Origin of the sequence: Kineococcus haloalkalitolerans, assembly GCF_050871905.1 — a bacterium.
Classification (GTDB): Bacteria; Actinomycetota; Actinomycetes; order Actinomycetales; family Kineococcaceae; genus Kineococcus.
Map to the genome: position 1 here is coordinate 13,636 of NZ_JBJLSH010000001.1, position 12,732 is coordinate 26,367.

At 77.8% G+C, this 12,732-nt stretch carries 14 protein-coding genes; 3 read left to right on the forward strand and 11 right to left on the reverse strand.

All coding sequences use genetic code 11. The annotated features are described in order from the left end of the window. Positions 1 to 284 precede the first annotated feature (284 nt). Positions 285 to 995, forward strand: coding sequence for a methyltransferase domain-containing protein (locus ACRYMY_RS00055; protein WP_432545223.1), 711 nt, complete (start codon positions 285 to 287; stop codon positions 993 to 995). A 98-nt stretch (positions 996 to 1,093) separates the two neighbouring features. Continuing rightward, a complete protein-coding gene (locus ACRYMY_RS00060; protein ID WP_432545224.1) occupies positions 1,094 to 1,267 on the forward strand; it encodes a hypothetical protein in 174 nt (57 codons plus the stop codon). On the opposite strand, the gene ACRYMY_RS00065 is transcribed toward ACRYMY_RS00060, so the two are convergent. Then, positions 1,248 to 2,933 (reverse strand): PH domain-containing protein, encoded by a 1,686-nt coding sequence (locus ACRYMY_RS00065; protein WP_432545225.1) that lies wholly within the window; start codon positions 2,931 to 2,933, stop codon positions 1,248 to 1,250. The two genes, ACRYMY_RS00060 and ACRYMY_RS00065, sit on opposite strands and share 20 nt — an antisense overlap. Next, entirely contained in the window at positions 2,930 to 3,424 is a 495-nt protein-coding gene (locus tag ACRYMY_RS00070; RefSeq protein WP_432545226.1) for a PH domain-containing protein, read from the reverse strand. Before ACRYMY_RS00070 ends, ACRYMY_RS00065 begins: the two co-directional genes overlap by 4 nt. Positions 3,425 to 3,567: 143 nt before the next feature. On the opposite strand from ACRYMY_RS00070, the gene ACRYMY_RS00075 reads away from it, so the two are divergent. After that, complete coding sequence (locus ACRYMY_RS00075) at positions 3,568 to 4,614, forward strand: endonuclease/exonuclease/phosphatase family protein (protein WP_432545227.1); 1,047 nt, start codon at positions 3,568 to 3,570, stop codon at positions 4,612 to 4,614. A gap of 88 nt (positions 4,615 to 4,702) precedes the next feature. Here the strand turns inward: ACRYMY_RS00075 and ACRYMY_RS00080 are convergent, their stop codons facing one another. The 9 genes from ACRYMY_RS00080 to ACRYMY_RS00120 form a co-directional block, all read right to left on the reverse strand. Beyond that, on the reverse strand, positions 4,703 to 5,191 hold the full coding sequence (locus tag ACRYMY_RS00080; protein ID WP_432545228.1) for a DUF3180 domain-containing protein: 489 nt from the start codon (positions 5,189 to 5,191) through the stop codon (positions 4,703 to 4,705). After that, complete coding sequence (gene folK, locus ACRYMY_RS00085) at positions 5,188 to 5,715, reverse strand: 2-amino-4-hydroxy-6-hydroxymethyldihydropteridine diphosphokinase (RefSeq protein WP_432545229.1); 528 nt, start codon at positions 5,713 to 5,715, stop codon at positions 5,188 to 5,190. Before folK ends, ACRYMY_RS00080 begins: the two co-directional genes overlap by 4 nt. A 46-nt stretch (positions 5,716 to 5,761) precedes the next feature. Further along, complete coding sequence (gene folB, locus ACRYMY_RS00090) at positions 5,762 to 6,184, reverse strand: dihydroneopterin aldolase (protein WP_432545230.1); 423 nt, start codon at positions 6,182 to 6,184, stop codon at positions 5,762 to 5,764. Next, positions 6,181 to 7,101, reverse strand: a complete 921-nt coding sequence (gene folP / locus ACRYMY_RS00095) for a dihydropteroate synthase (protein ID WP_432545389.1) — start codon at positions 7,099 to 7,101, stop codon at positions 6,181 to 6,183. The genes folB and folP overlap by 4 nt, the downstream gene beginning before the upstream one ends. A gap of 2 nt (positions 7,102 to 7,103) precedes the next feature. Then, positions 7,104 to 7,688 (reverse strand): GTP cyclohydrolase I FolE, encoded by a 585-nt coding sequence (folE, locus tag ACRYMY_RS00100; RefSeq protein WP_432545231.1) that lies wholly within the window; start codon positions 7,686 to 7,688, stop codon positions 7,104 to 7,106. Further along, complete coding sequence (ftsH, locus tag ACRYMY_RS00105; RefSeq protein ID WP_432545232.1) at positions 7,685 to 9,658, reverse strand: ATP-dependent zinc metalloprotease FtsH; 1,974 nt, start codon at positions 9,656 to 9,658, stop codon at positions 7,685 to 7,687. Before ftsH ends, folE begins: the two co-directional genes overlap by 4 nt. 231 nt (positions 9,659 to 9,889) lie before the next feature. After that, complete coding sequence (gene hpt, locus ACRYMY_RS00110) at positions 9,890 to 10,441, reverse strand: hypoxanthine phosphoribosyltransferase (RefSeq protein ID WP_369055009.1); 552 nt, start codon at positions 10,439 to 10,441, stop codon at positions 9,890 to 9,892. 11 nt (positions 10,442 to 10,452) lie between these two features. Further along, the gene (gene tilS, locus ACRYMY_RS00115) at positions 10,453 to 11,547 is read right to left on the reverse strand and encodes a tRNA lysidine(34) synthetase TilS (protein WP_432545233.1); all 1,095 of its coding nucleotides are present in this window, start codon (positions 11,545 to 11,547) and stop codon (positions 10,453 to 10,455) included. 16 nt (positions 11,548 to 11,563) lie between these two features. Then, complete coding sequence (locus ACRYMY_RS00120; protein WP_432545234.1) at positions 11,564 to 12,727, reverse strand: zinc-dependent metalloprotease; 1,164 nt, start codon at positions 12,725 to 12,727, stop codon at positions 11,564 to 11,566. Positions 12,728 to 12,732: the final 5 nt, after the last annotated feature.

The window sequence follows — 12,732 nt, forward strand, 5'->3', positions numbered from 1 at the left end:
GGCGCCCCCCCGGCACCGCCGTCCTCGCGGGGCGGCAGTCGAAATCGTAGGCGAGTCGTGGACACCATGACGTGGCGTGAGAGTGGTCGATCCGGTCACATCGACCCGTCAGGAGCACCGCGACCACGCACCGCGAGGAGACCGTCGACCCGGCGTGACGAGACGGGGGTGCGCGGGCCGTCCCCGCTGAGACGACGCTGAGACGGCGCAGTCGCACGCCGTCCCGGACGACGTGGCGATCGGGTGACGGCGGGAGCCGCTGACCGGCCGCCTACAGTGCGGGCGTGGGACGGTTCGAGAACGTGGCCTCGCTCGCCGACCCGGCCGCGGGCGCCGTCGCCGTGGACCTCGCGTGCGGCTCCGGCCGCACCACCCGGGCCCTGCTGGCGGCCGGCGCCGGCACGGTCCACGCCGTCGACGTCGGCTCCGTCCTGGACGACGACCTGCTGCTCGACCCGCGCGTGCGCGCCCACATCTCCTCCCTGACGGCCCTGCCGCTGGAGGACGGCACCGCGGACGTGGCCGCCTCCGTCAACGCCGTCGAGCACCTCGACGACGTCGACGCCCACCTGCGCGAGCTGCACCGCGTCCTGCGCCCGGGCGGGCGGGCCGTCCTGGCCCACTCCGACTGGGACACCGCGCTGTTCACCAGCGAGGACGACCAGCTCACCCGCCGGCTGCTCGACCGGTTCGTGGCCGCCGCGCCCGCCGCGGGCGCCGAGGTCGACGGCTTCGCCGGCCGCAAGCTCCTGCGCCACGCCGCGCGCAGCCCGTTCACCGTGGAGTCGGTCCACTCCTGGGCCGACCCGCACCGCCGCTTCGACGAGGGGTCGGTGGCCTGGAAGGTCGCCACCGCGGTCCTGGCCGCCGCCGGCGACGAGGAGGACCTGGCGCCCGTGGCCGCCGGCTGGGTCGAGGGGCTGCGCCGCACCGCCCGGGCCGGGCAGTTCCTCTTCACCGTCACCGACGTCGCCCTCGTGCTGCGCCGGGACTGACGCGCGGCCGCCGCGGGTGCGGAACCCGCCGGGCTGCCGCACGGTTGTCCCCTGCGCGGGCCGCACGGGGTCCGCGCAGCGAGCACGAGGAGGACGGCGTGGCCGGTCTGGTGGGCAAGATCTCGGCGTTCCTGGCGACCCCGCAGGGGCGGCGGGCGGCGAGCGAGGCGACGCGGCGGTTGCAGGCCGCCTCCAAGGACCCCGCCACGCGGGCGAAGATCGACGGAGTGGTCGGGCAGGTCCGCCGGCGCTTCAGCTCCGGTCCGCGCTGACGCCCGCGGGGCCCTCACCAGGACGCCCGGCGGGCGGCTGGTCCGCGGGCGGCTGGTCCGCGGGCGGCTGGTCCGCGGCCAGCTGGTCCGCGGGCGGCTGGTCCGCGGGCGGCTGCCCGGCGGGCCGCGTCATCCAGCGCTCCGGGCCGGCGGCCGCGCGCGCGGCGCGCGCCCGCACCGCCTGCTCGGCCAGCAGCCGGGCGGCGGTCGCCGAGTCCAGGTGGTCCACCCGCGGGGCGACCTTGCCCGGTGTGGAGTGCAGCACCACGCTGGCCAGCCCGAGGCGGCGCTGCAGCGGGCCCTGCGCGGCGCCCAGGCTCTGCGTGCGCGCGTGCGGGACGACGTCCAGCTGCCGCAGAACCCGCCCGCTGCGGGCCAGGAAGGCGTGCTCGGTGGCCCGGAAGCCGTGCCGGCGCCACGCCACCGGGTCCAGCCAGCGCGCCCGCCGCGGCGCCGGGGTGAACCCGCCGTCGTCGCCCGTGGACACCAGCCCGCGGCTGACGACGTCGAACGGCGACTCCCGCTCGGTGCCCAGGCCCGGCACCACCACGGCCACCACCCGGGCCAGCTCCTCGCGGGTGCCCACCGGCAGCAGCACCGTGGACTGCTCCCCGGCGTCCCCGCCCTGCCCGTAGCCGGCGACGTTGACGTCGACGCGCCACCAGTCCTTCGGCCGCCACAGCAGCGGCTGGGAGATCCGCACGGCCTGCACGCGGCCCGGCGGCACCGTCTGCGAGCGCTGCTCCAGCAGCCCGTGCCGCAGCCGCAGCCCGTCCGGGGAGTCGGCCACCGTGAAGCCGAACGAGCGGCTGAAGCGCTGCCACGACGCGGACAGCAGCCCCAGCAGCGCGGGGGCCGCGCCCAGCAGGGGCGCGGCGTTGCGCGTCCACACCGCCGCCACCCCCACGCCCACCAGGACGAGCAGCGCCGCGATCGTCACCCCCGACAGCAGCGTCGAGGCGACCACCCGCCCGGGCGTGACCTCGGCGACCTCCCGCTGCGGGGCCTCGTCCGCGCGCACCTCGCCGCCGGTGGCCTCCAGCCGCACCCCGGCGGCCGCTGCCAGCAGGGCGTTGCGCACCCGCTGCGCCTCCTCCTCGCGCAGGTACGCCAGCGACACCTTGCTGCCCGCCCCGCCGGCGACCTCCAGGCGCAGCTCCGCCAGCCCGAACAGGCGGCCCAGCAGCGGGCGCACCACGTCCACGGCCTGCAGCCGGTCCAGCTGGGCGCGGCGCTGCTGGCGCCACAGGATGCCCGTCTCCAGGTGGACGGCCTCCGCGTCGAGGCGGTAGCGCATCTTGCGCCACGACAGCCAGCTGAAGACCGCGCCGACGAGCGCCAGGACCAGCAGCACGCCGAGCAGCGAGCCGAGCAGCACCCACGCGGGCACGTCGAGCCGCGCCAGCTCGTCGAGGTTGTTGCCCACGAGGAAGGCCAGCGCCACCGCGATGACCTTCCACGCCCGCAGCACGGGCGTCACCGGGTGCAGGCGCCGCCAGCCCGGGTCGGCCAACACGGCGCGGGTGGGCTCGTCCAGGTGCTCGGTGGCCGCCGGGTCGACCGCCTCGGCCGCCGGGACGACGCCGGCGCCGACGGGCTCGTCCGCGGTGCCGGGCGGGGTGCCGGGCGGGGTGCCGGGCGGGTTCGGGACGCCGTCGCCGCTCACAGGCCCGCCAGGCGCGCCTCGCCGCGGGCCGCGAGCCGGTCGCGCAGCCGCGCCGCCTCCTCCGGCGGCAGTCCCGGCACCGCGGCGTCCGTGGACGGGGAGGCGGTGTGCAGCTGCACCCGCGCGATGCCGAAGCGGCGGTCCAGCGGCCCGGCCTGCACGTCGACGAACTGCAGCCGCCCGTAGGGCACGACGACGATCGACTTGAACAGGACCCCGTGGGTGACGAGCAGGTCGTCGTCGCGCTCGGCGTACCCCCACGCCGGCACCTGCCGGCCCACCACCCACCAGCCCCACGCGGCCAGCAGCAGCGCGAGGACCGCGGCCGTCGCGACCCACCACGTCAGCAGCGCGGCCAGGACCAGGGCGACCAGGGCGATCGGCAGCAGCCAGGCGAGCAGCGCGATGCGCTGCACCGTCGCCAGGCGAGGGGACACCCGGCGCCACTGCACGCCCTCGGGGGCGAAGGGTTCCAGACCCGGCGCGCTCACCCGGCCAGCCTGCCAGACGCCGGACGCCGGACGCCGGACGCCGGACGCCCCGGCCCGGACGCGCGGGCGGGCTCAGGCGGCGGGCGGGGACGGCGGGACGCCCGGGCGGGCCGCGCGCCGCGCCGGTGGGTGAGGATGGCGGCGTGCACCCGACGGCCGCCGCCGCGACCGCCCCTCCCGCCCCCTCCCGCCCCGCCCGCCGGCGCTCACCGCTGCGCGCGCTCGTCACCGCCTACGGCGTCGCCGCGACGGCCGCGCTGGTCCTCGTGGTCGCGCTGGGCGACCGCACGGCCCTCAGCTACGCCGTCGCCCTCAGCGCCTTCTGGTGGCTGCTGCCGGCCCCCGTCCTGCTGCTGGCCGCGCTGGTGCTGCGCGGGCGGCGCGCCGCGGTCGCCGTCCTCACGCCCACCGTGGCGGCGGCGTGGCTGCTCGGGCCCTACGCCCTGCCGTGGCGCGGCGGAGGCGAGCACGACCTGCGGGTGGCCGTCTACAACACCAGCGGCCCGCGCGGGGTGGCGGGCCTGCGGGCGCTGCTGGCCGCGTGGGAGCCGGACGTCGTGCTGCTGCAGGAGGTGACGACCCGCACGGCGCGGGAGCTGGCCGGGGAGTTCCCCGACTACCCGCACCGCCGGCTGGGCCGGCTGTCGGGCGACGAGTGGAGCGACGCCTCGGCGGTGTGGTCGCGCACCCCGCTGGCGGGCGTCGTCCCCGTCGACGGCCTGCCGGCGGGGGCGCGGCCCGCGGAGGTCGTGACGGTCGCGGTGGGCGGGCGCGAGGTCGACGTCGTCTCGCTGCACCTGGCCTCGCCGTGCCTGACGTGCGCGGGCGAGCAGGTCGAGCGCAACCCCGCGGGCGGGACGGCGGCCGCGGCCCGCACGCGGGTGGCGGAGGCGGAGCGGCTCGTGGAGGTGGCCCGCGAGCGCCGGGCGGCCGGGCGGGCCGTGGTGCTCGGCGGCGACCTGAACTCCAGCGACCTCAACCAGCCGCTGCGCGTGCTGACCGGCGGCGGTCTCGTCGACGTGCACCGGGCGGTCGGCGACCGGCCGCAGCTGACCCGGGGCCCGGGGCCGGGCGCGGCGCGGGTGGACGTCGTCCTCGTCGCCGGGCTGGAGCCGGTGGCCGACGCGGAGGGCTGGCGCGGCGCCAGCGACCACTCCCCCGTCGTCGCCGACCTCGCCTGGCCCACCTGAGCCCTCCTGACCCACCCCGCCCCCCGCGGTGGTCGTGGACGGTCGAGCGTTGACCCGTCCGCGACCACCGCGGGGCACGGGAGCGGGGTCAGGGGGCGGGGTCGGCGCGCGGGCCGCCGGGGTCGTCGTCGCGCGGGGGCACGCGGCAGGAGCGCTCGACGACCAGGCCGGCCGCCACGAGCAGGGCGGAGACCACCAGGTCGGCCACCGCGACGAGCAGCTGGTCGCGGCGCGCGGCGATGTGCGCGGTCGGCAGGTAGTGCACGACCACCCCGGCGAACACGCCGACCAGCAGCGAGCCGGCCAGCGACGCCGCCTTCGCCAGCGCCACCGTCCGCGCGGCGCGCAGCGCGTCGATGCGCCGCTCCTTCTCCCCGCGCACCCACTGGCGCACCGGCCAGCCGACGGCCACGACGGCCACCGCGAGCAGCCCGATCGTCAGCAGCGTGGTCCACAGCAGCTCCGGCTCGGCGCGCCCGCGCGCCACCCACACCCGCAGGCCCGACCACGTCAGGACGGCGGCCAGCGCGGCGCAGGCGGCGAGGACCCCCGGCCGGGTGGGCCGCACGGGCCTCACGCCAGCACCACCGGCACGGCCGGGACGCGCACGCCGGCGCGGTCCGGGGCGACGGCCAGCAGGTCGGCCACGGTGCGCGGCTCCCCGCCGTCCGGGCCGGGCAGCCGCGCGCCCGGGTCGAGCCCGGCCCACGGCGCCAGGACGAACGCCCGCTCGTGCGCGCGCGGGTGCGGGACGACCAGCCGGCCACCGCCGTGGACGCCGCGCGCGCCCTCCAGGTCGACGACGTCGACGTCCAGGGGCCGCGGCCCCCAGCGCACCTTCGCCGCGCGGTCCAGCCCGTGCGCGGCCTCGACGCGCTGGCAGGCGTCCAGCAGCGCCAGCGGCTCCAGCGACGTGCGGCCCAGCACGACGGCGTTGAGGAAGTCCGGCTGCTCGGGCCCGCCGACGGGGTCGGTCTCCACGACCTCCGAGACGGCGTCGACGACGAGGCCGTCGAGCGCGCGCAGGGCCGCGACCGCCGAGCGCAGCGTGCCGGCGCGGTCACCGGTGTTGGCGCCCAGCGCCAGCACGAGGCGCCTCACGGCGCGCCCCGCCCACCCCGCCCGCCCGCGAGCGGCCGCGCGGGCGTCACGGCAGGTCGTCCCGCGTGCGGCGCACGACGAGCTCGACGTCCTCGAAGGGGACGGTCAGCGGCGCGCGCGGCTTGTGGACGACGACGTCGACGGCCACGACCCGCTCGGAGGCGGCCAGGCAGGTGCGGGCGGCGCGGTCGGCGAGCGTCTCCACCAGCTGCACCGGCTCCCCCGTCAGCAGCGTCACCAGCCGCTCGCCCAGCGCGCCGTAGTCGACCGTCGCGCCCAGGTCGTCGGCGGCGGCGGCCTCGCGGGTGTCCAGGTGCAGGGCGACGTCCAGGCCGAACGGCTGGCCGGTGGCGCGCTCGAAGGCCAGGACGCCGTGCCGGCCGACGGCGCGCAGACCCCGCACCACCACCCGGTCCAGGACCCGGCCGCGGGCGTCGAGGACGGGGCCGGCGGCGTCGAGCGAGGTCACGGGCTGCTCCGGGGGGTCTGGGGGGCGTGCTGGGGGGCGTGCCCGTCGGGCTCGGGGGCCGTCCAGGCGGCGGCGACGCGGACCGCGGCGGCGGAGGCGCGCACCTCGTGCACGCGCACCCCCCAGGCGCCGGCCGCGGCGGCCAGGGCGCTGACCGCGGCGGTCGCGTCGTCGCGCGCGGGCGCCGGCGGCGGGTCGCCGCCGTCGGCCAGCAGGGCGCCCAGGAACCTCTTGCGGGAGGCGCCGACGAGGACGGGGTGCCCCAGCGCGGCCAGCCGCGGCAGCGCGCGCAGCAGCGCCCAGTCGTGCTCGGCGACCTTCGCGAACCCCAGCCCGGGGTCGAGGACGACGCGGCGCGGGTCCAGCCCCGCGGCCGTCACCGCGGCCAGGCGGGCGCGCAGCTCGCCCTCGACCTCGGCCACGACGTCGCCGTACACGGCGCGCGAGGTCATCACGTCGGAGTGCCCGCGCCAGTGCGAGAGGACGTAGGCGACGTCGTGCTCGGCCGCCAGGCGCGCCACCTCGGCGGCCATCGCCGGGTCGGCCAGGCCGCCGGAGACGTCGTTGACGACGACGGCGCCCGCTTCCACGGCCTCGCGCGCCACCCGCGCGCGCATCGTGTCGACGCTGACGGCGACCCCCCGCCCGGCCAGGGCCGCGACGACGGGCAGGACGCGGCGCAGCTCCTCGTCGGCGTCCACGCGCGCGGCGCCGGGCCGGGTGGACTCCCCGCCCACGTCGACGAGGTCCGCGCCCGCCGCGAGCAGCGCCAGCCCGCGCTCCACGGCCGCGCCGGCGTCGAGGAAGCGGCCGCCGTCGGAGAAGGAGTCCGGGGTGGTGTTGAGCACGCCCACGACCCGGCAGCGGCCGGGCGCCAGCAGGGCGGCGGCCCCGGGACGGCCGGGGGCGGCGGGCACGCTCACCGCCCGACGATGAGGCTCATCGCCTCCGCGCGGGTCGCGGGGTGGCGCAGCGCCCCCCGCACGGCCGAGGTGACCGTCTGCGCGCCGGGCTTGCGCACCCCGCGCATCGACATGCACGAGTGCTCGCACTCCAGCACGACGATCACCCCGCGCGGGCGCAGCTGCGCCACGAGCGCGTCCGCGACCTGCGTGGTGATGCGCTCCTGCAGCTGCAGCCGCCGCGCGTACACGTCGACGATGCGCGCCAGCTTCGACAGCCCCGTCACGCGGCCGTGCTCGCCCGGGATGTAGCCCACGTGCGCGCTGCCGTGGAAGGGCAGCAGGTGGTGCTCGCACGTGGACTGCACCTCGATGTCCTTCACGAGGACCAGCTCGTCGTGCTCGAGGCCGAAGTCGGTGGACAGGACCTCGGCGGGGTCCTGCCACATCCCGGCGAACAGCTCACCGGCCGCCTTCACCACGCGCGCCGGCGTCTCCCGCAGGCCCTCGCGGTCCGGGTCCTCGCCCATGGCGAGGAGGAACTCGCGCACCGCGGCCTCGGCGCGGGGAGCGTCGACGCCCGGCGCTCCGGTGTCGCTCACGGCTGCTCGTGCGTCCCGTCCACGCGCTCGCTCAGGCTCACGCCCGCGCCGTGGCCGTTGAGGGCGGGACGCTCGCCGGGCCCGACCACCGGCGGGATGCTGGACACGGCGCGCCGCTCGGAGGACAGCCACACGGGCCGCTGCGGGCGCTTGACGACGGGCGCGAAGATCTCCGCCAGCTCGGCCTGGTTGAGCGTCTCCTTGTCCAGCAGGGCGAGGACGAGGTCGTCGAGGACCTGGCGGTGCTCGACGAGGATCTCCCACGCCTCGTCGTGCGCGGCCTCGATGAGGCGGCGCACCTCCTCGTCGACGATCCCGGCGACGCCCTCGGAGTAGTCGCGCTCGTGGCCCATGTCGCGGCCCAGGAACACCTCGCCCTGCGCCTGGCCCAGCTTGATCGCGCCGACGCGCTCGCTCATGCCGTACTGGGTGACCATCTTGCGGGCCAGCCCGGTGGCCTTCTCGATGTCGTTGGAGGCGCCGGTGGTCGGGTCGTGGAAGACGAGCTCCTCCGCGACGCGGCCGCCGAGGGCGTAGGCCAGCTGGTCGAGGATCTCGTTGCGCGAGGTGGAGTACTTGTCCTCCGTCGGCAGCACCATCGTGTAGCCGAGGGCGCGCCCGCGCGGCAGGATCGTCACCTTGCTGACCGGGTCGGTGTTCGGCAGGGCCGCCGCGACCAGGGCGTGACCGCCCTCGTGGTACGCGGTGACCTTCAGCTCCTTCTCGCTCATCCGCCGGGTGCGCTTCTGCGGGCCGGCCATGACGCGGTCGATGGCCTCGTCGAGGGCCTGGTCGTCGATCACCTTGGCGTCGGCGCGCGCGGTGAGCAGCGCGGCCTCGTTGAGGACGTTGGCCAGGTCGGCGCCGCTGAAGCCGGGGGTGCGGCGGGCGACGGCCAGCAGGTCGACGTCCGGCGCGAGCGGCTTGCCCCGGCCGTGCACCTGCAGGATCTTGTGCCGGCCCTCCATGTCGGGGGCCTCGACGGCGATCTGGCGGTCGAAGCGGCCCGGGCGCAGCAGCGCCGGGTCGAGGATGTCGGGCCGGTTGGTGGCCGCGATGAGGATGACGTTGGTCTTGACGTCGAAGCCGTCCATCTCGACGAGCAGCTGGTTCAGCGTCTGCTCGCGCTCGTCGTGACCGCCGCCCAGGCCGGCGCCGCGGTGGCGGCCGACGGCGTCGATCTCGTCGACGAAGATGATTGCGGGGGCGTTCTGCTTGGCCTGCTCGAACAGGTCGCGCACGCGGCTGGCGCCGACGCCGACGAACATCTCCACGAAGTCCGAGCCGGAGATCGAGTAGAACGGCACGCCCGCCTCGCCGGCCACGGCGCGCGCCAGCAGGGTCTTGCCGGTGCCGGGCGGGCCGTACAGCAGGACGCCCTTGGGGATCTTGGCGCCGACGGCGTTGAACTTGCCGGCGTCGGTGAGGAACTCCTTGATCTCGTAGAGCTCCTCGACGGCCTCGTCGGCGCCCGCGACGTCCGCGAACGTCGTCTTCGGCATGTCCTTGCTCATCATCTTGGCCTTGGACTTGCCGAACTGCATGACCCGGCTGCCGCCGCCCTGCATCTGGCTCATGAGGAACCAGAAGAGGAGCAGGAGCAGGAGGATCGGGCCGACGGTGAACAGCAGCGTCTGCAGGACGCCCGTGGTCGGCACCTCGTCGGTGACGGTGACGTCGGCGTCGTTGAGGGCGTCGACGACCTCCTGCCCGCGCGGCTCGACGTAGTACGAGCGGACCGTGGAGGAGCCCTCCTCGGTGACGCCCTCGTCGAGCGTGAGGTCCATCCGCTGGTTGCCGTCGGTGAGGACGGCGCTGCTGACGCTGCCCGAGCGGATGAGCTCCAGGGCGCGGGTGGTCGACACCTCGGTCGTCCCGCTGGAGGCGAAGAAGGACGCGCCGACCGCGACGACCGCGACGGCCAGCACGATCCACAGCAGCGGGCCCTTGAAGAGACGCTTGACGTTCATGTGGAGGGGTCGCCCCCTGTCCCTCCTGCTAGCACGCGGACAACACTCGACGGTACACCGCGTCACAGCGCGCACGGGCGGCAGCGGGGAGGGGGCGGTGGACGCCCCGGCCCCGCGCCGGGTGCTCGACGCCGACGCCGGTGCACCTGCCGAACGGTCCGGGCGGTGGCGGTGTTCCGCCGCGCGAGCCCACCACCGGTGGCTGGGAGCGCGCCGGGAGCGGGCCGGGCGTCAGCTGTACACGTGCGGGGCGAGCGTGGCCACGCAGTCGAGGTTGCGGTAGCGGTCGGCGTAGTCCAGGCCGTAGCCGACGACGAACTCGTTGGGGATGTCGAAGCCGACGTAGGCGACGTCGACGTGCACCTTGGCCGCCTCCGGCTTGCGCAGCAGCGCGCACACCCGCACCGACGCCGGCCCGCGCGAGGACAGGTTCGCCAGCAGCCACGACAGCGTCAGGCCCGAGTCGATGATGTCCTCCACCACGAGGACGTGGCGGCCGGAGATGTCGGTGTCCAGGTCCTTCAGGATGCGCACCACCCCGGAGGACTTGGTGCCCGAGCCGTAGGAGCTGACGGCCATGAAGTCCATCGCCAGGGGCACCGTCATGGCGCGCGACAGGTCGGCCATCACCATCACCGCGCCCTTGAGCACGCCCACCAGCAGGACGTCCTTGTCCGCGTAGTCGCGGTCCAGCTCGGCGGCCAGCTCGGCGACGCGGGCGGCCACCTGCTCCCGGCTCAGCAGGACGTGGTCGAGGTCGGTCCCGGCGTCGGCGGCGTCCACGCGGCGGTCTCCTACGGGGGCTCGGGGGTGGTGTCGGGACCCGTCCGCGACGGACCCGCGCCCGCTCCCGGGGCCGGGCCGCGACGCGCGAGGAGGAGCCTGCCACACGCGCGCGAGGCCTCGACACGGCTCCCGCCCCCCGGTCCCGGCAGGTGGACGGGCCCCTGCCCGCGCCAGGCCACCACCAGGCGCTCCACCTGCTCGACGTGGTGCAGGGACAGCGCGCCGGCCGGGCAGCCGGCGGCCAGCGCGGCCGCGCGCAGCACGCGCCGGCGCACCGCGGGCGGCTGGCCCAGCAGGTCCGCGACCTCCAGCAGCGGGCCGTCGGCGGTGGCCTCCCAGCGCGCGGCGCGCCGGGCCAGCTCGTCGAGGGCGTCGGCGTCGTCGCGCAGCGCCCGGGCCGTGCGGGCCAGCGCCCGCGCCGTCCCGGGCCCCAGCGCCCCCTCCAGGGCGGGCAGCGCGTCGTGGCGCACCCGCGCCCGGGCCGTGCGCCGGTCGGTGTTCCACGGGTCCTCCCACGCCTCGAGGCCCTGCGCGGCGCAGGCCGCGCGCACGAGCGCGCGGGGCAGGTGCAGCAGCGGGCGGCGCAGGTGCCCGCGCACCGGCGCCATCCCCGCCAGGCTGCGTGCGCCCGAGCCCCGCGCCAGGCCCAGCAGGACCGTCTCGGCCTGGTCGTCCAGGGTGTGCCCCAGCAGCACCGCCGCCGCCCCCGCCCGCGCCCGGGCGGCCTCCAGCGCGGCGTACCGGGCCGTGCGGGCGGCCCCCTCGGGACCACCCGTCCGGCCCACCGCGACGGCCCGCGCGGACACCGGGTCCAGCCCGAGGGACCGGCAGGCGGCGGCGGCGCGCGCGGCGACCTCCGCCGAGCCGTCCTGCAGGCCGTGGTCGACCACGACCGCACCGGCGACCAGGCCCAGCCGGGGCGCCTCGGCCGCCGCCGCGGCCGCCAGGGCCAGGGAGTCCGCCCCGCCGCTGCACGCGACGAGGACGAGCGCGCCGGGGCGCTCGCCGGCCACCGCGACCAGGTCGGCGCGCACGGCCCGCCGCACGGCCGCCACCGCCCGCTCCCCCGCGCGCCCGCCCGGGAACCCGCTGGAGCCGTCCACGAGCCCGCCGGGGCGCTCAGCCGTGGACGCGGCGCACCCAGGCGCGCGGGTCCGCGACCTCCGCGGGCGTGGGCAGCCGCTCCGCGGAGACCCACACCTCGTTCAGCCCGTCCCAGCCGACCGCCGCCACGACGGCGCGCACGAACCGGGCGCCGTCGGCGTACTGGCGGGTCTTGGCGTCCAGGCCGAGCAGGCGGCGCACCACCTGGTCCAGCGCGCCCTTCCCGCCGCGGCGCTGCTGGAAGCGCGCCCGGATCGTCGCCACCGACGGCACCACCTGCGGGCCCACCTCGTCCATGACGACGTCGGCGTGCCCCTCCAGCAGCGACATCACCGCCACCAGGCGGGCGACCCGCTCGCGCTGGTCGGGCGTCTGCAGCAGGTCCACCAGCCCCACGCCCGAGCCGGTGCCCGGCTGGTCGCCCGGCCCGCGCAGCACCTCCGGCAGCTGGCGCAGCGCGGCCGCGAGCCGCTCGGAGGCCTCCCGCGGGTGGCCGAGCAGGTCCCCGGACAGCGAGCGCGCCTCGTCGGCCAGGAAGCGGCGCAGCCACGGCGTCGCGCCGAACTGCAGGCGGTGCGTCTCCTCGTGCAGGCACACCCAGCGGCGGAAGTCGCCCGGGTCGACGTCCAGGTCGCGCTCGACCTGCACGACGTTGGGCGCCACCAGCAGCAGGCGCCCGGGCCCGCCGTCGTCGACGCCGCTGAAGACGTCGAACTGGCCCAGGACGCGGCTGGACAGGAACGCCAGCAGGCTGCCCAGCTCGGCGCCCGTGGTGCGCCGGCCCACGGCCGTGGCGGCCCGGTCCACGGGCACCGCCACGCGCGCGGCGCCGGGCAGGTCCAGGCCCCGGCGCGGGGAGGGGACGACCTGCACGGGCCCCAGCAGGGTGCGGAACGCCTCGACGTTGGCGCGCGCCCAGGAGGCGCGGTCCACGACGAGGGCCGGCGGCACCTCGCCCTCCGTCCGCATCCGGGCGGTCGCGGCGACCGGCCCGACGGCGTCGCGGGCGGCGTCGCGCAGCTCGCCGACGACGTCGGCGGCCTCGGCGGCGCTGACCGCCGGCCCGGGGCGCAGCAGGGTGGGGGCCAGCTTCGCGGCCAGGTCGAAGTCGATGAAGTCGCTGACGGGGCGGGGCGCGCCGGCGCGCTGCCCGGCGGGGCTGTCCGGCGGTGCGCTCATGCCCG